Here is a 22446-nt window from a genome sequence, read left to right on the forward strand (position 1 = left end):
CCTATGAGAAAACTGATACTTACCCTGTTTATTATATTGTATGGTTTTGGTCAAATGATGGCACAACGATTTCCTATCACAGTTGTTCCACAAGTAAACCCGCCGGCTCCTGTAAATTTTTATAATTATGCCGATCAAACTACAATCAACAGCCCATTGCGAGTGCAATTGCTACTTAGCGATATCACTATTTCTAATGAGCAAATTCGATTAAAAGTATATTTTGAAGGTAATGGGATTGCTTTCGAAAGCAGGGATGTTGTTATAGGTGCTTCCTCGTTATTTATTGACGGTGGAGTTCCTTTGGTACTAACCAATACGGTATTAGCCCCGTATTTCGAATTTCAAAATATAAAGGGGATCAACTCGAATATCTATGGTAGCACTATTCCCGAAGGGAGCTATCAATTTTGTTTTGAAGTTTTTGATTTTTCTACAGGTAACCGTTTATCATCAAAGACATGTGCAAGTGCTTTTATATACAATAATGAACCTCCATTACTAAATCTACCTTTTAAAGGGACCAATATAGAACCTACAGAAGTAGAGAATATTGTTTTTCAGTGGACTCCAAGACATATTAATGTAAGCAATATAAAGTATGAACTTAGTATCGTAGAGATTTGGGATGACCAGGTAGATCCACAAACTGCATTTTTATCTCAACCCCCTGTTTTTGAAACTACGACCACATCTACCTCATTTGTATATGGTCCTGCACAACCGCAGTTGTTACCAGAAAAGCGATATGCATGGCGGGTAAAAGCAAAAGCATTACAAGGTATTGAAGAGATTGGTCTCTTTAAGAATGAAGGAAATAGTGAGATTTTTTGGTTCTCTAAAACGTCACCATGTAGTACGCTAGATAATGTATCTGCAACACCCAAAGGTATTTCAAAAATCAATGTTTTTTGGGGTGAAGATCCTTCAGAATATAGTGAATATACTATTGCATACCGAGAAGCCAACAGGCCTAATGCATATTGGTTTACCAAACGTACCAATAGCGGGTGGACTACGATATGGGATCTTAAACCTGGTACCACATACGAATATAAAGTAAAGGCAAAATGTAAATATCAGTATGGAGAATATTCTGATGTGCAAGAGGTTACTACCGATACAACACAAGATGAAACTGCAAATTATGATTGTGGGATTACACCAGACCCTATTGCTATTGCCAATCAAGTAGGACATCCAGGTCTAAAGATTGGAGACAGAATTACCGCAGGAGATTTTATTGTTCGAATAGTAGAAATTGATAATCAGGCTGATGGTCGTATTACTGGAAGAGGTTATGTAGGGATACCATATTTGAGATCAACCCACTATGGAGTAAAATTTGATAACATTCTTATCAATACCGAGAATCAATTGGCAGCAGGGGAGATTGTAACCTTATATGATCCGGTGTATGGAGAAAGTGAAACCATGACCGTGGATATCAATACCGATGTAGTAGAAATTATTACCGGTGATGAAGGAGAAACTAGCCAGGTAGAGGTTGGATTTGTTATAGAGAGTATTACTGTTGATGAGAATGGAGCTGTAATAATTACAGGAGCCAATGGCGAGGAAGCTCTGGTACCCGGAGGGAGAGATTTACAGATTTCTGGTAGCGATGGTAAGGTCTGGAAAGTAGAGGAAAACGGTACAGTAAGAGCACTAGATGGCGTGATGGCAGAAGATGGGCCAGCTACAGATGATAATACAGAAGGAGTAGAAGACAATGAGATTATGCAAATCTCAGAAACAGGAGTCTTGATTACATTTATAGAATCGGGATACTATAATTTTGATGCACTACCCGATAGTGCCAAGGACAAATTAGACACAGAAGAATTCTATCCTTCTATTCCTGTAGTGGGAGGAGGAACGTATACTCCGGCTTTTAAAGCAATATCTAATATAAGCGGAAATGATTTTGTTAAAGCCGTAGCAGATTTTAGTGATGATTCGATTACTAACGAAGATATTGTATTTAAAACAAAAAGCGGTGTAGAAATTCCGGCTAGCTGGGATCAAAATGTAGCAACATTAACTCTTAAAAAATCTTATGATTATGCAATAACCAAAGTACTGGCAACTGTAAAAAAAGGCAAAGGCGAAAAAAGTACGATTGCAGGGGTTCTTAATGTAGTGCATTTGGGTAGTAAAGCATTTACCGATGTTAATATTGTACTGATTCCTGTAAATAAAGCTAAGGTAAACCGTGTCGAAGCAGAAATTAAAAAGATCTATAGTAAGGTAGGTGTTAATTTAAATATTACTGTAGGACAACGATTTCAGGTACCAGAAAATATCTGGGATAAAGAAGAACCGTATGGTGTACTTAATGCAGGAGATAGTGGACTATTATCTCATTACAGCGCAGAGGAAGCGGCGATCAATGCCTATTTTAAAACTACTAGTGAGTATAGGCAAGATGCATACTATGTTTTTGTCACCGACCTTAAAGGAGTAAACTCTAATGAAAACAGGGAGATAGAAGGGTTTATGCCGCTCAAAAGTCAGTTTGGGTATATATTTCAAAGTGCTACAGATGACGCCCGAACTATAGCTCACGAGCTGGGGCATGGGGTATTTGGATTAGAACATCCGTTCGCGGAATATGGTACCGAAGAAGCAACTACCCATTTTATGATGGACTATAAAGGAGGTACAGCCTTTAACCATATGGATTGGAAAAACATCTTTGCTCCAGGATTTAAATTGTATTGGTTTCAAGGAGATGAAGATGGGGAATCTAATGTTCCTAATAGAAAATTATTATTACAACCAGATGGACGGTTGTTTGTTGCTGAGGGCTTAACATATATAAGACCAGATAAAGTAACACAAATTAATGGAGCTATATACAAGATAAGAAATGGAGGTATAGAATATACATGGAATGAAGATAAACGATCTTATTTTAATGAAGAAACGATACTATCTGGAATCGCTTTACAGCCTGAAGTTAATGGTAAGGTGCTGGTAAACCCAGGGGATAAGTTATATCTATATTGGTATGGTCTTTCTTGTGATCAGGATGTGATATACAAAACTACTTGGGGCTTTTATAATAAAAATAAAGAAGGTTTTAGGATTAGAGATGTTATTAAAGAAGATGCTGTAACATATGTAAAGCCTTTGGGATGTCCAGATGATTTTGTGCCAGATAGTAATAACTATACAGATAATTGTCAGGGGTCAGATGTTGCCGAGTTAAATAAGCAAGGAAGGGACTTTGCTCTAAAACTAGGAGCAATTCTTACGAAAATTCAGGAAAACAAGCCTATCGATAAAACTGAAATTGTAGAAGCGTTAGAAGGCAAATGGTTATGTCTTGTCAAAGGATTACATTATGAAGAACACCAAGAAAGATTTTTAAAAATACTTATTGAAGGAGAAGACTATGATAGTAATGTTGAAGAGACTATAGTAAAACTAATTAACAGTATAAAAGTTGAAAATTTGAATAAGTTTTATACAAATGTTTTAATGATTAAAGACAATCAAAGAACCGTTTTGGATAAGTTATTAGTTGAATTAGAAAATTATACTATCCAATTCTTAAATGATGATAACTATGATTATTTTTTAGATATATTACCGACTATTGCTTCTCAATTAAATACAGATACCAAAAAATGGAATATTATTAATAGTATAATAAACAGAGGCAAAAAACGTGATCGTAAGTTAAATAATGATATTAATATTAGTGATATTGAGAAAAAAGCGATTACAAAAATATTGATGTTTTTGAAAGACAATCAAAAGTATGGAGAAAAGATGCCAATGATAGCTGCTTTTTTTAATGAAATGTTTATTTCTCAGCATTGCTCGGATATAGAAGATTATAAGATTGTTTTTAATATTGCTGCTAAGAGAAGCGAGAATAGAGAGGCATTTGCAAATTATACACGTATAGAACGCCGTCAGGAATACAAAGAATCAGTACTATTTAAAGAAGTAGAGACTATAGGAACATCTTGGGTTTTACCACCTCATAAAATTACAATGAAATCCGCAACAGGAGATTATCCTATAGATATGCCATATTATTGGGCTAAATATAATACTGAATATGAAACAATAGGTGCAAGAGCATTCTTAGAAAAATTTATCACTCGGTATGATACTTATCTATCAGATTATAAGTCAGATAATAGCTTTTGGAATACTGTTTCTGAAAAACCAGAAGAGATTTCAGATGTAAAATTGAAACAGATATTATCTTATATTAATAATAAAGAGAATAAAAAATCATTACGATCAGTTTCTGTATCTAAAAAGCTGGCTGTAATCACAAGAATAATAGAAGAAGATCCAGATGCAGGAGATATAGACCCTGTATTTAAAGGAATAGAAAATGATGCTTTGGTTAAGTTAGCACTTAGTTGCCAGCCAATCGCTTTGGTTAAACATCTCGAACAAATTGGATATAACAACATATATCGAAAATTATCGGGAGATAGATTAAGTAAGTTTTTGATGCTGGCAGGTGAAGCTGTAGTTAAAGCAAAAAAACAGATAAAATTAAAACCATCAGAGGTTGAAAAATACCTAGAAAAACCAAGTTCTATTCCTTTAAAATTAGAAGCAGATATGTTAGAAACAGACCTTTTATCTGTTGAATTTGCAAATAGAGTAAGTATTAAAATTAATGAACAACCTGCTATTCCTTATAATCAAATGGTTTTGGTATATGTATCAGGCTCATTCAAGTTTTTAGGACATCAATTTAAAAAAGGAGATGTGCTTAACATACCAGCGATTCAAGCTTTTGCTATATCAAGACAGATAGATAAGGAATTGACTAAGGAGTCTGCATGGTTAGCTCTTGATGTTCTCTCCTTTGCAGTAGGTATAGGAGAATTAAAACTCGCTTTCAAAGTAGGAGGAATGATAACTAAAGCAACTATAGTTGCAGATGTAACATCATCAGGATTAGGTGCAATAGCAACTTTATTAAATGAAGATGATATAAGTCCAGCATTACGATCAGACTTACAGATGTTTAGCATGGTTGTGGGTAGTTGGAATGAACTTAAAGGTAACCCTGTAACTGGTCATTTTATCAATAGATTAGATAACAAGTTAGGAGCTCGACCTATAAAAACCTCTGCAGCTGATAAATTAAGAGAGGTAATGAAAAAGTACAGTATTCCTAATTCTGTAACAGATATTATAGAAAAAATAAAAGATATTAGAAAAGCAAACCCTAATGATAAGTTGTTGAAAGAAGATTTGATAATACTTACTAGTGAGTTATGGTCTGGAAACCCGCCAAATGTGACTAAACTTTTTGAGAAACATGTTGCACAGGCATTTGATGGATGGCAGGTTCTAAGAAGGGCAGATCCAAATGCGGTACGTACAGTAGAATTAATAGAAGAAGTAGTAATGGAGATATATGGTAAAGGAAAAAAAGCTGTTGATTTAACAAATAAGATAAAAAGTGCCGGTAGCTTTAATAATTATAAAATTACTGAGGGAATGATTATCTATAACAAGTTAGAATACAATAAGTTTATTGCAAAGGTTACTGATTTCAAAAAAGGAGATAAAACAAAACTGGCAGTAAAAGCATATATTCTTTGGGGAAAAAATACTCAGGAAAGCTGGGATGAGCTGAAAAAATTATTTGAAGATAATAATATTAAGAGTTTTACAGATGTTCCTCCAAGACCTAATAAATAAAGTTTTGTTTGTACCGATTATCAAAATTTAATTTTATAAAAAGCTCTATATAAGAGCTTTTTTTTGCTCTGGTAAAGAAATATGTTATTCCTAAGTTATGCCATTTTTTAGTCTGATAATCAGGTGTTTAATTGTGATTTTTTGTAAGAAAAGTAAGGTAAAAACGTAAAACCCCTGAAAACCGTGATATTTCCCATATGGCTTATTAATAAACTTGCATAATGTTAATCAACTTATAAAAATAACTATGTTTTTTAACAATGGGTTAGCAATCAAAAAGCCTGTAAACATACATTTTTTTTAAAAGATAATTTTGCCCCAGAGCCTATGAATAAAGTACTACGATTCGCATTAGTATTATGCCTTTGTTTATCTACAACAAGTTTGTTGGCAAATGAGATGTTATATGCTACAGAGAAAAAAACAGAAGATACTAAAAGCGAAAAAGCAGAACCGGTTAAGGATAGTTTACATAACAATACCACGGTTACCCATACCAAAATAGCACCGGCACAACCAGTTAAAACCTTTAGAGAATTTAAATCTCTCGAGAAATTTGATACTCCCGTAGTAAAAGAAAAAATATCTGATTTTGGGATTGCAGAAGGCTACCAATTTAATGGGCTTAATGCCGAACAAGACAAGAATTGGCTTGATATAGCGAATGATGTATTTGAAAAGATTGATAATACAAAAAGGTACATCGAAGAACTTACTAATGATGAGTTAAAAGAGTTACCTGTTGCGATAGAACCGGTTACTATTAGTAATGTAACCTATACCGTTGGGATCGCCAAAGCTGTTTTTAAACCAGCACATACAGAGCTTACAGTTTTTCTTAGGGTAGAATTACCAGAAACCACAACTACTTCAACAACCACAGCAGAAGGAACAACTACGACGACAAAAAATAAAAAAGATGTATTGATTTTAGGAGCATCTAATATCAAACTATCCCATGATGGCGGGATAGATGGAGATGCCAGACTACATCTAATTTCACAATATACGATGAATCTTAATAGTGGTGCCATCTTACTTACACTAAAAGGAAGTTTTGAAAACCCAGGCACCTATGCAGTAATCGACTGTTTTGGTTTTAAAAAACTGGGGATAGATGCCAATATCAAATTCACCGATGGATTATTGTTTCCGGTAGATGAAAACGGTAAAAAGAAAACGGGCTATGTTAATAGTGATTTTAAAATAGTAGCAGAAGACTGGAATGATATGATAGTTAACATATCATTACCCGAATTTGGAGTCACAGGAGCAGCAGAAGGTACTACTTTTAAACTAAAAAATGCAGTACTGGATTTTAGTGATTTGAATAATGACGAGTCGATGCCATCAGGATATTTAAATACATATTATCGTGAGAACCCCAATTTGTGGAGAGGAGTATACGTACAAGATTTAGAAGTTGTTTTACCCAAAGCATTCGAGAAACAAAATAATGATGAAAGAGTTGCTTTTGGTGCTCGAAACCTGATTATCGATGGCCAGGGAGTAACCGGTAAATTTACAGGAGATAATATTCTTACACTTGATGAAGGATCAGCTTCGGGATGGGCATTTTCGTTAGATCACTTTTTACTGGATATTGAAGTAAATAAGTTAAAAGGAGGAGAATTTGAGGGACAGATCATATTACCTGTATCCGAAGTCGATAAGGTAAATTATATCGCAATAATCCAACCCGATGAATATACTCTTAGTGTATCTAATACCGAAGATATCAATTTTGATGTATGGAATGCAGAAGTAACCTTAACACCAGAATCTTATATAGAACTAAAGGTTAAGGATGACAAGTTTAGGCCCAAAGCAAGCTTAAACGGGTCTATAAATATTGCATCTGGGTTAAAAAAAGAAGAAAGTACATCAACAGATACTAAAAAAGATAAGACTGTCGATTTTAAGGGAATTGTATTTAAGGAAATGGTCATACAAACCGAATCTCCAAAATTTTCGGTTGGTTCTTTTGGGTATAGAGGAAAAATGAAAATTGCTAATTTCCCTTTAACGGTGAATGAAATAAGATTAGAAGCCTCTTCTGATAATAAAGCAGCACTTGTTTTTAATTTTAATATCAATCTTACCTCAGAAAGAGATGGGGCTAATGGTGGAGGAGCCGAATTAAAAATTAATGCGCTCTTAGATCAAAGTGAAGGTAGAGATCGTTGGAAATATGATGGCATAGATTTAAATAGTGTCAATGTGGAAATGTCTGTGGCGGGGATAGAGCTAAAAGGAGCCATCTTTATTTTTGAAGACGACCCAACTTATGGTACCGGTTTTGCCGGGGCAGTAGGGGCCAAGTTCACTACAGGAATGGAGCTAGAGGTCGAAGCCAAAGCATTATTTGGTAGAACCGATAGTTTTAGATATTGGTATACAGATGCCAGTGTGACCTTACCGCAAGGGATTCCTATTTTTCCCGGGTTTGAGATTAATGCGTTTGGAGGAGGTTTCTATAACCGCATGCATATGGCTGGGACTACAAAGCAGAAAGATGCACAATACACTCAGATAGGAGCATCAAAATCGGGAGTTATCTATGAACCGTACAAAGAAAATGGTTTAGGGATGAAAGCATCGGTAGGGATTATCACAGCAGGGTCGCCAGACCTGTTTAATGCAACGGTAGAGTTTGGTATGACATTCCGTAAATCAGGAAGTTTAGGCGAAATCTATATGAAAGGCAAAGGTAGGCTTATCGCATCAATACCTGGTGACTTTTATGAAACAATCAATAAGCAATTAAGTGATATAGCAAATGGTTTGGAGGTAAAGGTGCCATTTGTACCTGATGGGGCAATTACTGCAGATGTATACACCAAATTCGATTTTAATAATAAAATTTTTCATTCTACATCAGAGGTATATGTGAACCTTTTCGGAATCCTAGAAGGTGTTGGAGATAATGGACGAGCAGGATGGATGGATTTTTACGTAGATCCAAACGAGTGGCATATTTTGATAGGAACTCCCGATGATCCTATTGGTATAGCATTAGATTTGGGATTTGTAAAAATGAACACAAAAAGCTACTTCATGTCGGGAGATAATATCCCGGGGCCACCATCGCCACCTGATATAGTTACAAGACTCTTGGGAGTAGATGCGAGAGAAATTGATAATCGTGATCTTAGGTCACTTAGTGGTGGTAGAGGCATGGCATTTGGATCCAGTATAAGCCATAGTTCAAAACATAAGTTTTTAATATTCTACGCACAATTTGATTCTGGGATAGGGTTTGATGTTATGATGAAAGATTATGGAGAAGCACGTTGTAAAGGCTCTTCGGGACAAATAGGGATGAACGGTTGGTATATCAACGGGCAATCTTATGCCTATCTGCAAGGAAAAGTAGGGTTGAAAATCAAAGTATTTGGATTTAAAAAGAAAGTATCCATTTTCCAGGGAGGAGGAGCTATATTAATGCAGTCCCGATTCCCAAATCCGGCATGGTTTAAAGGATACCTGGCAGGCCGTTACAATATATTAGGAGGCATGGTCAAAGGAAGCTTTAGATTTAAAGTAGAATTTGGAGAAAAATGTGAGATAGAAGGGGATAGTGTATTAGATGGTATGGTTGTTATAGGCGATATGACCCCAAAAGAGAGCTCGGTAGATGTAGATGTTTTTGCAGCACCACAAGTCGTATTTAATATGCCGATCAATAAAGTGTTCGAAATTCCCGATGATGAAGGGGATCAGAAATATCGTATCCTTATGGATAAATTTGAGGTGAGTGATAATGGAAAACCCCTACAAGGAGAAATAGAATGGAACAACAGTAATGATGTGGCAATGTTCTATTCTCATGAAATATTGCCGCAAAATACTCAAATTAAAGCATTTGTACAGTTACATTTTGAAGAATATAAAAATGGGCAATGGCAGATCATCAAAGAAAATGGTAATGTATCTACAGAGACCAAAGAAGTGAATTTTACTACAGGAGAAGCCCCTAAAACGATTTCATTACAAAATATCAAATATATGTATCCGGTGATAGGGCAAAAGAATTTCTTTACCGAAGAATATAATGTTGGATACGTTAATCTAAAGCGAGGACAGAAGTATCTGTTTGATCCAGTACCTAACTGGAATAAAACAATGATGATGAGTACGGATTCTGGAGAAGAATTGGTTGTAAACTTCACATATAATGAAGGCAAAAAACAACTCACCTATGCTATTCCGGAAGGAATAAGTACTAAGACAGCGTATCATGTGGCGATTAAATTGATTCCTCCAAAAGAGGAAAAGCCGAGTAATATAGCCGAATCCTATACTAAAACAGAATTAGGGGATGATGAATCTGGAAATGATGTCGAAATAAGAACCCGAAAAGCCGAAGGAGTGATCACCCAGGGAGAAGAACGAGAATTGCTGACCTATGATTTTAAAACAAGTGAGTATACCACTTTTAGGAAAAAGATGAAAGCAATGAATATAAGTGATCACCTATATACCTTAGATGTAAAGCCCTATGGAATAGTGCTTACATCAAAAATAAATCGTCAAGAACCTTTTGATCTGGTAGAATTAACCGGAAACCAATATTCTGGAGGGGTTCCTTTGGTTAAAGCTGTAGCAAGGCTTAATGATTCATATTATAGAAAAAAGGTGAAGCCTTTACTCTATGAGAATTACCCGTTAGGTGGTCTTACAGTAAAAAGAGATATAAGCAAGGTAGGCGTTCCTCCAATAGAAGGTGTCGAAGCTAAATCATCATACTTAGCATATTTAGAAAATGATCTTGAGGATGAGATTATCGGGTTTAACCCCTATCGATATGATTTAAGTCTGTACTATTATAGAGACTATGTAGATTTAAGCTACCAATTGATCAATTCGGATCTCCCATGGGAAACAGATAAACAATATTTAAACTTAGTTACGGGCAAATTTCCAGTAATGGAAATCGACAAAACTTATCAGGCAGAGTTGAAATATATATTACCGGGGCAGATAAGCAGAAGTAATCATGTACTATCATATGAGTATGGAAACTAATAAGATCAAAAATATGCGTAGCGTCGTAGTATTGCTATTATCGTTCTCAATATGGAGTCAAAAGCCTATTGGAGAAGATCCCCCATCGGTACAGGTGATGAGCAGGGTGACCAAAGAAACCATTATGTTACGATGGGCAGTTACCACCCCTACAGCTTGGAAACATGCTAACAAATACGGGTTTACTATAGAACGCAAAACTATTGTAAGAGCAGGAGAGATTCTTAGAGAACAAGAAATAAAAAAAATAACACCAACTCCTATATTACCAAAACCAATAGCAGCATGGGAAGAGTTTGCCAGTCAGAATGATTATGCAGCTATTGCTGCACAGGCTATCTATGGCGACGACTTTGATGTAGAACTAAGTGAAGGAGGTACAGATATGATGAGTATTGTGAACCTGTCTCAAGCCCTGGAGCAACGTTTCTCTTTTGCTCTGTATGCAGCAGATCAAAATTTTGAAGTCGCAAAGTATTCTGGATTGGCCTATGTGGATACAGATGTAAAACCTAATGAGAAATACCTATACATCATAAGAACTGCAATTCCTGAAGAAAAAATGACTGTAGCACATGGCGGAGTATATCGTGGATTGGTAGACTATATCGAGTTACCCACACCAAGAGACCTTGTTGGGATATTTAAAGATAAAAGTGTACTACTAAGCTGGAATTCTACTTCACTGGCAGATTATTATAATAATTATATCATAGAACGATCAGATGATAATGGTGACACGTTTACGTCTTTGAGCGATGTACCCATAATTAATATGGGAGAAAAAGAGGAAAAGACTACAGATCGTATGTTTTATATCGATAGTTTACCACAAAATAATAAAGAATATCAGTACAGGATAAAAGGGATATCGCCTTTTGGAGAAACAAGTCCATCCTCAAAAGTTGTTTCCGGATCAGGAAAGAAAGCTTTGGCGTATAACCCAGCAATAAAAGAAGCAAAGTTACAATCAGATAATAGCACAGCAATAATCACCTGGGAGTTCCCCGAAGAAGGATTAGAAACCCTGAGTCATTTCGAATTAAACAGATCAGATGCCATCAAAGATAACTACCGGGTAGTGGTTTCTGATATTGCTAAGACCACAAGAAGTATTGAGTTCAAAAATTTAAGTGTAATTAATTACTTTACAATAACAGCCGTTGGTGTAGATGGTACAAAAAGAGCTTCTTTTCCGCAGATGGTACAACCCGTGGATGATACGCCACCAATAACTCCTTTTGGACTTACAGGAGTTATTGACTCTACAGGAATAGTACAATTACAGTGGAATGCCAATACCGAACCTGATTTTTTGGGATATCGTGTGTTTAGAGCAAATCTTGAGAACGAAGAGTTTACACAGATCACTTTTCGTACCATATCCCAAAATACTATTGTAGATACAATAAATATAAAAACCCTGAACAATAAAATCTATTATAAAGTTCAGGCGTTTGATACGCGGTATAACCCCTCAGGGTTTTCTGAAATATTAGAACTTAAGAAACCCGATATCATACCACCTACAAAACCGGTTTTTAAATCGTTTCGTGCAGATAAGGGAATAATAGAATTACATTGGATAACCAGTAGCAGTGTTGATGCATCAAAAACCCTGGTGTACCGTAAAGAAAAAGGCAAAGAATCCTCCTGGCAGTTGGTATCAGAAACTGATATCCCCCAGAATCGGTATCAAGATGCTACAGCAATACCTGCATTAACCTATCTATATACTCTGGTAACTGTGGATGAATCTGGATTAGAATCAGAACCGGTAACGCCTTTAACGATTAGTTTACCGGATAACAAATCCAAACCAGAAATAGATAGATTTACTGCAGTTGTAAACCGTGAAGAAAGACAAATAGGGATAAACTGGAGATATACTGCAAAAGGAGTTAAAGAATTTTTATTATACAAGGCAGAAGAAGGGAAACAACCCACAAGATATAAGATATTTTCGAATACAGAAACCAAATTTACAGATCACCAACTCACCGTAAATACAAGATACACCTATCTATTACAGGCAGTATTCGATTCGAGGGCTAAATCCCCAATTAAAAAAATTGAAGTAGAATATTAAAGAAAAGATATGAGAAAGATAATACTTATTTTAATACTCTTAAGTTGTATAGGGCATGTAAAGGCCCAAAAATATACTGTTGTAGTCGAAGGAAAAGTTGGAAAACCTGGTGGTAGTCAGAGTTGTGGAAATAATAGAGGGCTGTTAAAAATAAAATTACATTATAATAACGGAACTTCAGAAACGATTCATGATAAAGACGGTATAGGATTTATGAATACTGATTATGCATATGAAAAAGAGTTCGATGTGTCTAACAAAGTTATAGCCATAGAGTTTGATTCTAGAATTGAAAGAAAAAGTGGTGGGACATGCGGAGGAACACGAGTGCAGAAAAAAATAGATATAGATACTTATTGCGGTGGTAAAATGTATTTTAATACTAATACAAATGACGTTATTTATCATGCTTTAATACCTGGAAACGCATTTATAGCTATATATCCAAAGATAGAATTATCATATAAAGAAGGTAATGATATTGTAGAAGAATACAAAATCTGTAAAAGTAGTAAAGTTGGTATAGAAGCAACTACTGGTTTTGGTGCAAATACAAATTATAAGTGGAGTTTTTTTGATGAAGTTGGCACCAAAGAGGTGAGGCCTCCAGAATTAGCAGAGTTGATTAAAAAGAGAAATGCAGCATTAGGAAACTTGAACAGATGTAAACAACTGAATCCAAAAGATTGGGAAAGAAGATGTTTTAGAGAAAAAGAAAAATATGATGAAGCCGATGCCGCGTATAATGAATACATAAATGACCCCACCAAACCAAACTGGATAACAGTACCCTTTGGTTGGAGACCTATCCCAGATTCAAATATTCAAGGAAAAGCAAGTATTTTACTTGGGTTAAGCAATTTGTACCCTAAAATTTCTGATCAAAATCAGGCAATAGATAATAGAATAAGAGTTAGGGCTGATCCTGGCTGTCTTAACCCTAGAAGCCTTTCTAATATACTTACTATTGTCTATATGCCAGATTTACCAAAGATGACTATGGTAACTCCAAAAAATCCTAGTTGTGCTACTACCAATGATGGAGAGTTTACGATTACATTCAATAGACCATTAAATAGTAATGAGAGAATCAACCTTTCTTTAGAAAAGAAAAATCCTTTAGGTGAATACGACCCACACAGTGTTGCTGGGGTTAATAAAACCAATATGCCAGGAACCACATTTGTTTGGGGAAATATAGAAAAAGGAGAATACAGGGTTACCTTTACCGGAGGGAAGATAGGTCCAGAAGATGTAACCTATTGTCATGATGACAATTCTGAGGAGTTTACAATAACCAGCCCACCAGAAATTAAATTTGACGCCACACCAACTCATCCAAAATGTTATGTTGATAAAGGTAAAATAGTCATAAATGTAACTTCAGGCAGTGCTAATCAATATTCTTTAGATGGAACAAACTGGACAGGTTTTACAGAGTCTGGCGTTACTATTGAGGATTTACCTCCTGCTACCTATACGGTGTGGGTAAGTAAAAATGGTAATTGTGCAGTTTCTAAGACTGATATCACAATAAATAAGGCTACACAAATCCAGCATGAAGAAGGTGATATTATCCATCCGGGAAAACCTGAAGCCGAAGATGCAAGTATTCGGGTAAACAGGGTATGGGGTGGTAACCCCAAAACAGAGGGTGTTACAAAGTATTATGATGCTACTCTCGTTACCGAAAAAGGAAAAACTATCGGGCCTTTTAAAGCATATACGAATGGGTTTAGTATTGAAGAGTTACCGGCAGGGACTCATAAAATAATCTATACAGATGCAAATCAATGTACCAAAGAAATAAAATTAAGTACATTGATTGACCCTAAACCTATAGAACTTACATTTACTGAAGAACGAAACTGTTCTAATGATAACCTTGGAGAAATAACAGTTAAGATAACTGGTGGGTATCCAAAATCAACAGATCCTGATGCCCTTGATAATTATGATATTATATGGTATGAAGAAGGAGAAATATTTCCTTATTCTAACGAGGCTACTATTATGGGAGAGTATGGAGTATTGTATACGGTAGAAGTAAAAGATTTTAGAAAGGGATATGCAAAAAAAGAAAGGATACAAATAACAAAATATTCTAATATTGATAGTATTGACGATAAAAACATTACAGTAACTCATAACATTATTTATGGAGGCAAAAAAGGAACTATACATATTAGAGAAATAACAGGAGGGGAACCTCCTTATAGAATAAATTGGGAGCGAGTAGATGGAGAACCCTTTTCTGCCATAGGTGATAAAATAATAGATTTATCCGCAGGAGAGTATATAGCCACAATTAATGATGCTACTAATAAATGTCCAATTACTAAAAAGATTACTGTAAACGAGCCTGATGAGCTTCTGGTTAGTATAAAAGAGAGTACGCCGATTCCTTGCTATAATGGAGAAGGTATCCTTTCTGCAAAAGTAACAGGTGGGAGTTTGAAGTATACATATCAATGGTATAAAAATGGTAAAAAAGTTGTTGGAGAGGAGTCTGATAGTTATTCTAATATTGAAAAAGGAAAGTATAGTGTTCGTGTCGAAGACGGAGTTACTTTTGCCGAGGCTTTTATAGATTTTCAGGAACCTGATATATTGCTTTTGTCTAAAGTATCCAAAGTTGATGCTTCTTGTTTTGGTGAAAAAAACGGTAAAATTACGTTATATCCTCAAGGAGGTACTCGCCCTTATTATTTTTCTATAGACGATAAAGTTACATATATTTCAGAAGATGATCTTACTGGTTTTACTATTACGGGATTAGGAGCTGGTGATTATAAGGTATGGCTAAAAGATTATAATGGCTGTGAAATACTAACTCCCAAATCAATAAAGCTTGGATCACCAGATGAGATTATCATTACAAAAGAAACGATTACTCATGCAACAACTGTAAATGGGACCAATGGTAGTATTATATTAGAGAAGATTGTTGGGGGAGTAGGAGTATATACATATAGTTGGAGTAAAGAAGGGGATGCAAAATTTACCAGTACAACACGAGATATAAAAAATTTGTCAGCAGGTAAATACACAGTTGCTATACAAGATAAAAATTCCTGTACTGTGGCAAAAACTTTTGAAGTAGGTGAACCTCTTCCGATCAAGGTGACAATTGACGAAGAAACTCAGATATTATGTTATGGTGATGTTATAGAAGAAGTAATAGCCGTAGTAGAAGGCGGATACCCTATCATATCAACTCCTTCAGACTTCGAATATCGATGGTATGAGGTAAATAGTAGTGGAGATGTGGCTATAAATACGGATTTTTCTCTGGATCGTCTTCAAAATTTAAAAGCGGGAACTTATAAAGTAATCGTGAATGATTCTGAAGGGGCCAGTGCCGAAAAGGTAGTAACTTTTACCCAACCTGATGAGTTAAAAGTAGAACTGGCAAAGGAGCCTACCCCGATTATTTGTTACGGAGAGACTACAGGAACTATTGATATTACCGTTAAAGGAGGGCCTAAGGACGAAGAAGGAATATATTTACCATATGTATATAGTTGGACAAAAGCAGAAGATCCGGATTTTGTATCGACATCAGAAGATCTTCATAATCTGGCAGCAGGAACGTATACGGTTATAGTAACGGATGCCAATGAATGCCAGGTTACAATGGAAGTCAATATAAAAAGTCCTGTAGAGATGACAGTGGATTTGGGAGAAGACACTACATTATGTGTGGATCAGAGTCTTGTGCTAAATGCAACGATAACAGATCCCGATGCAACATATCTTTGGACTTCTGTAGATGGCTATAAGAGTACAGAGCCTGTCATCGAGATAAGAGATTCTAGTATTTATACAGTAGTAGTAACTAATGCTAAAGGGTGTACTGTATCAGATAGTATATTTGTAGATTATTTACCAAAAAATATTTCAGCTAGTTTTATTGCATCAACTCAGGTTTTTGCAGGAGAGAAGTTTGTAATTGTAGATAACAGCGATCCAATACCTAACTATGTAGAGTGGAAATTCCCAGAAGAAGCTGTTGTAACTTATGAAGATGATAATTATGCAGAAGCGATTTTTGAAACTCCGGGAGAATATGAAATTACATTACAAACATACCTTGGGTTGTGTACTGCTATGACTACAAAAACAATTGTTGTTGTAGAAAAAGAAATTGAAAACGAAGGAGAAGGAGAAGAAAATCCGGATATCCAAAGCTTTATTGAGTACATGGTATATCCAAACCCTACTACAGATGGAAGGTTTAAGGTAGAAGTAGAGCTACAAAAATCACAACCTATTAATGTTAAGGTTTTTAATATGATTAATAATACCCTCATCGATTCGAAATCAGGAGAAGGTAATGATACCTATACATTCGACTATGATATGTCGATATTACCATCAGGAATATATTTTGTGCTATTAGAAACTTCATCTGCGAGCCAGGTGAGAAAATTGGTGATAGAGTAGTAATGAAAAAACATAATTAGGTTTGAACAGAGCTGTTTGTTTCATAGAAATAAGCGGCTTTGTTTTTTTATGGTATAAATTACCGGGGGTATATATTTATTAAATGAGTTCATATGGTAGAAGCAGATAGAACAGCTATAGCTGGCTATGAGTATAGAAGAAATATTAATGACGTTAACCGAAGAGGATCCCAGAAATATTAAAAACAGTAAGAGAAATTATTCTTTTTGAAGAAGACTAGAAGTACTCATCTTAGTATTTTCTAAGTTTTTAACTCTTCTTTTTGCATTAATTTTCGTCATTCATAATTTCTTCTAGATCATTCATTGCTTCAGCATAAATAATTTTGGGGACATTCTGTAATGCGATAAGACGATGATCTGCTTCATTTCGAGGTTCTGAAAACCAAAAACAATCAGTTTGAACAAATCCCAGGGGAGTAAAAAAGCATTTTCCTAAAACCATCTCTTCATCATACATCCCTTGAATTTGCAAGTTATTAGTTTCTACAAAAACTTCTATTCTACCTTCCTTAAACGCTTTTTTATATGATAATATACTTCCGCCATTTCCGATACTACCTCTTCTCCAGCCTCTTTTTTGTGCTCTGGTTTTAAACTTTCCTGCAGTTAAGGTCCTGCCTTTAAAATTTGTAGATAATGTTACCTTATATAACTTTCTGGGAAGTTGGATTATATTTCTGTCTAATTGTTGAATAACTGGAATTATTTTTTGATTCTCTAAATATTTCTTCCATTTCATTTTTATGTTAGACTTCAGAAAAATAGGGTGTACCAGTCGTATTTGATCATCATGATTAATATCTACAGATTCTTGTTTATAGTTTTTTAATTTACCATTTGCAGTTATGATGAAGGTGTCTTCATCATTTTGCTGCCAAATCAGGGTTTGTCCGCAAGCAAAAGCAATGGGGTGATTGAGAAATAATTTTTTCCAATTTTTTGCTTTCCAAAACCTCTGTATAACCAGATAATTCTCTAAGCTATGCTTAAAATGGTGTATGGTATGTTTACGTATAGCATTTAAATTGTTTAGCGTTTTCTTGATATCTTCAGATGTTTCGATAATTGATTTTACCTGCTTTCCTTGTTTATTTTTAAAACTAAACTTAAGCTGTGGGCCTATACATATTATATATCCGTTACTTAATACTTTTTTCTGATTTATAAAATTAAAATCAGGAATCATACTATCTTTCAATTCGAAATAAGTGAGTCCCAATTGCTCTGCTATAGATTCAAGTGCTTCTTCTGCTGCATAACGAATATTATGATGCTTCTTATAAAAGTGCTGAATGATTTGATCTAATGCTAATGCAGCTCTACGCGTTCCTAAAACTCCTAGAATAATACAGGCGTTTACATTTTTATCATGTATAGCAATATTTTGCAGAGGCACGATCAATCGATAATCTCCCAATTTTCCTAACATAGCAAAACCAGGTTTTGTAACCATTTTCAAGCCAGTGTTTTCTACCATATTTTGAAACAAAGCATAAGCAAAATCAGCCCCTTTTTTTTGATCGAGTAGTGCATACATAGGTTCTACTTCTATATCTACATCAATTTTTTTAGAACTGATTTGTCTGTAAAACAGATAATATACTTCTGTTATTGATAGTATAGTGCCATCCTGCCATTGTAATTCGGGTAAAGTCCCAGCCCATTTTGGGATAGGGTTATCTAGTTTTCCTCTTTGCAATGCCAGGTGAATACGTTTTTTGATATCTTCGATAGATATTTTACTCTGATTCTTGTGACTATAAAATGAACGCACAGCAATATTACGTATATCTTCTAAGATCTCTTTTTCGACTGTAGGTTGTAACGAAGCGATTGCTTCTTCACATCTTATTTTACTTAAGACAAAAACTCCAGCTTTTCTTTCCTCTTTTTTTTCTGATAAGGTTAGTTCTTTTGCTTTATAAAAAATATCATTTGTTGGATATCTAGATAATAAAGAAGCAGCTAAATCTGCCAGATCCTGATATTCAGAACATGCAATATCCCATATCAGATCGTAATATTTTGAGAAATCTAACCCTTCGAGTAATGCAAAGGCTTGCCTGTAATGTGCAATAGTATGGTTACCCTTTATGTTTGTTTTTAAGGCTTCTATTGCAATTTCTATTGCATCTTGTTTGTAACAATCAACAATATACTGAACAACCTCAAGATTTAGCTGTTTTGTGTTTTTTACAAATGAGAATAATTCGGTTTTTGTTTCTTTTCGAAAATGTTTGCATACCCAACCAATAAATTTAGGAATTTCATCCCTAAATGCCCCTGTTGTAGAAGGCCAATTAACGGTACAATTATTTTGACTTGAATTTTGGTGTTCTGCAATATAAGGTAACACTTTTTTTATATGTGCTACAGTTGGTTTCCTATATTTTTTTCTGGCATTGCTAAATAAAATTCTATAACATTGCATCACAGAACAGATACAATCAGAACCTTTCATTTTTTCTACTACGAAGGATTCGAATTTTTTTAGATTGATTTTACACAATTCTTCTAACCAACTAAAGCGAATATGTTTTTGAGCTTCTTTTCCTGTATAGTATAGAGGAAGCTTTTCTAAAAGTGTATCAAGTAAATTTTGCTCTGTAGTACCCAGTAATGACAATAATGGTTCTATGTAGTTTTCGTTTTTTAATAATTGTATAGTTCTTGTTTCATCTTCTTTGATGAGTTTAAGGATTACTTTTCCTACAGAATTAACAGTTTTATCTTCTCTTAAGAAGGATGCTTGTCCTGTTGCATTTAAATACGCAGAAAGAGAAATCCACATATCTATATTAAAAGGATCCAAAACTTTTAATGTTAAACCAAAGAAGTCTTCTTCTTTTTTTTCTGTTTTTAGTTGAGGGAGAAACCATTCTTTAAAAAAAACCTTGTAATACCCTTCAGTATGAGTATCTTTTACATAAAAAAAAGTACCATTACATATAAACGCAAGGAGGCGTTTATCGATAAAACTCCATTCTTGTATTGGATTAAGTAAAATGGGTAAACGATCAAAAATAGATGTTTTTGATCTTGTTATTTGTGGTAACTCATCAGATCCTCCAAAAATATACTTTAAGATGTTTTCAAAATTTGCTCTATCACAGTTGTTGTACATCTTTTTGCGAAAATCATGAAGTACATCAACCCATTGTTTTTTTCTTTGAGCAACCAGTTCAATTATATCTTCATTCATTTTTTTTACAAAGATCATTCTAAATTATAATGTATCATTTGATCTATATCAAATTCGGTTTTAGGACTTTCGTATCCTGTGTAATAATTAAATCGGTTGTTTGACTTTAGTGTTTTGAGTCTAAGTCTAATTAGAAGTGAATACTGTATTTTTTAAAATACAGCTAATAAAAAAGAAGTTAAAAATTCTGTTTTTTCCTATCTCAGAATTTAGAATAAGACTACTATTTGGATACCCTGTTTTCAGGGTGTTCTTTTTTCACTGAAAAGGGTGTTTGGCAGCCCTTCTAAATGCATCAAATTTGTGATGTTAATACGAATAAAAACCATAAATAATTAACACATAAATAAATCATGAAAAAAGTAATCTTAAATCTTTCATTAGTAATAGCGATACTAGCAGTATCATGTAAAAACGAAACCAAATCAGATACATCAGTTTCTAAAGACGAAGTAGAAAAAGTTGAAGAAAAAACAGAAGAGAACACTTCTTCGAAATCTGCTAACGGAGTGCCTAATTTTAGCGATGATAAAGTCCAGGAGTATGTGAATTCTTATGAAGCTTATATCGAAGAGTATAAGAAAGTTGTAGAAAGTAAGGATATGACGGCTTTTGCTTCTCTTGGAGAAAAAGGACAAAAATTAGGACAACAAGCTCAGGAGGTAATGGGGAATCTTTCTGGCGAAGATGTTAAAAAACTAAATGATTACATGCAGAAAAAATCTGAGCAGTTACAAGAATTGTCTAAGAAACTAATGCAGTAAGCTTTAGTAATTTATTAGTTTAGTTAGTGGGTTGAGTTTGGCAGGCCTTATTCTATACGTAGAATAGGGCCTGCCTATTTATACATTAGATATACATTAATCTCCATCATTATCTGTAGGTGTAATGATAATAGATAATGTACTTCCTACATCGTTATTTAACAATACAACCAGGGTTTTGATTTCATTATAAACTTCTTCTACAGCTTGTTTTTGTTGGTCTATAGCTAGATGTAAAGGCATTGTAATTTTGTTTATAGCTGTATGAATTAGAGTAAACTGAGCTTTAATACGGTCATTAATAGTCGAATTTTTGGTAATAAATTCTACATTATCAGAAATTCCCAATCCAGAAGAGGTAAAATATACATTTTCGATGGTTTTAATATTATTTTCTATCAAATCAAGAGAAATTTCACTTCTAAAAGCCTGTAGGATCTGAGGGTTGGTACTTGATGTGTTTTCAAGGCCTGCTGGTTTTCCTAATTTTGCTTTTTTAATGGTTTCAGCAACATTAAACATACCATTAAATATCATATTTAATGAACCATTTAATCCAGTTTCTGTATTGGTTATAAAAGTGTTCGAATAATTTTCTCCATTTTCATTCCATATTTCTGAAAGTAAAATTGCTTTTTCTTTAAGATTTGTTGTGATACTTGTTAAGTATTCGGTTCTTCTTGGGGTAGAAGAGAAAAGAGATACTATATCGGCATTAGATGTACCAGTATCGGCAAATAGCAAATATTCAATCCCTGTAAGTCCTTTGGCTCTGGTACTAATCGACTCTGCAATTATTTCGGTATTTTGTGCGATCGAATTATCTATTGCTTCAGTAAATGTAGGCCAGTTAAATAACAGTTCGTGCATGAATAGTTCTTTGGGCCTTCCGATATTAAAGACATATATATTTGCATAAGATTTTGCAGCTTCTTTCCATTTATTTTGCGCAATTAATAGTTTTTCTTCGGATTGATCTGAAGCAAAATTAGATACACTTTCTTCTAGTTCTATTGCTTTATCTTTAAATGATGCTATAGAGGGTAGAATACTTCCCGAAGTAATATCCGATAGCATTTGTGAAGTATTAAACTTATTATCAGAATCCCCATTAGTGTTTTTGTCATCACTACTACAAGAGTAAATAACAAGAACTGAAAGAAGGATAATGGCAGTGTTAACTATTTTTATAGGTATTTTCAT

7 protein-coding genes are annotated in these 22446 nt (G+C 34.5%); 5 read left to right on the top strand and 2 right to left on the bottom strand.

Features of this window, described 5'->3' with window-relative positions; translation table 11 throughout:
- Nucleotides 1–3 precede the first annotated feature (3 nt).
- The 4 genes from ATO12_RS20420 to ATO12_RS20435 all read left to right on the top strand — a co-directional run bounded on the left by ATO12_RS20420 (nt 4) and on the right by ATO12_RS20435 (nt 17254).
- A complete protein-coding gene (locus ATO12_RS20420; protein WP_034245852.1) occupies nt 4–5691 on the top strand; it encodes a fibronectin type III domain-containing protein in 5688 nt (1895 codons plus the stop codon).
- Nucleotides 5692–6018: 327 nt separating this feature from the next.
- Nucleotides 6019–10719 (top strand): hypothetical protein, encoded by a 4701-nt coding sequence (locus ATO12_RS20425; protein WP_131248872.1) that lies wholly within the window; start codon nt 6019–6021, stop codon nt 10717–10719.
- Nucleotides 10709–12808 (top strand): fibronectin type III domain-containing protein, encoded by a 2100-nt coding sequence (locus ATO12_RS20430; protein ID WP_131248873.1) that lies wholly within the window; start codon nt 10709–10711, stop codon nt 12806–12808. The genes ATO12_RS20425 and ATO12_RS20430 overlap by 11 nt, the downstream gene beginning before the upstream one ends.
- Nucleotides 12809–12817: 9 nt before the next feature.
- On the top strand, nt 12818–17254 hold the full coding sequence (locus ATO12_RS20435) for a T9SS type A sorting domain-containing protein (protein ID WP_034245868.1): 4437 nt from the start codon (nt 12818–12820) through the stop codon (nt 17252–17254).
- Nucleotides 17255–17542: 288 nt separating this feature from the next.
- On the opposite strand, the gene ATO12_RS20440 is transcribed toward ATO12_RS20435, so the two are convergent.
- Entirely contained in the window at nt 17543–20479 is a 2937-nt protein-coding gene (locus ATO12_RS20440; protein WP_165583426.1) for a DUF4132 domain-containing protein, read from the bottom strand.
- Nucleotides 20480–20832: 353 nt separating this feature from the next.
- Here ATO12_RS20440 and ATO12_RS20445 point away from each other — a divergent pair, with 353 nt between their 5' ends.
- The gene (locus tag ATO12_RS20445) at nt 20833–21243 is read left to right on the top strand and encodes a hypothetical protein (protein ID WP_034245874.1); all 411 of its coding nucleotides are present in this window, start codon (nt 20833–20835) and stop codon (nt 21241–21243) included.
- A 96-nt stretch (nt 21244–21339) separates the two neighbouring features.
- Here ATO12_RS20445 and ATO12_RS20450 read toward each other — a convergent pair whose 3' ends face one another.
- Nucleotides 21340–22446, bottom strand: a complete 1107-nt coding sequence (locus ATO12_RS20450; RefSeq protein WP_034245877.1) for an imelysin family protein — start codon at nt 22444–22446, stop codon at nt 21340–21342.

The organism is Aquimarina atlantica, assembly GCF_000626715.1.
GTDB classification, from domain to species: domain Bacteria; phylum Bacteroidota; class Bacteroidia; order Flavobacteriales; family Flavobacteriaceae; genus Aquimarina; species Aquimarina atlantica.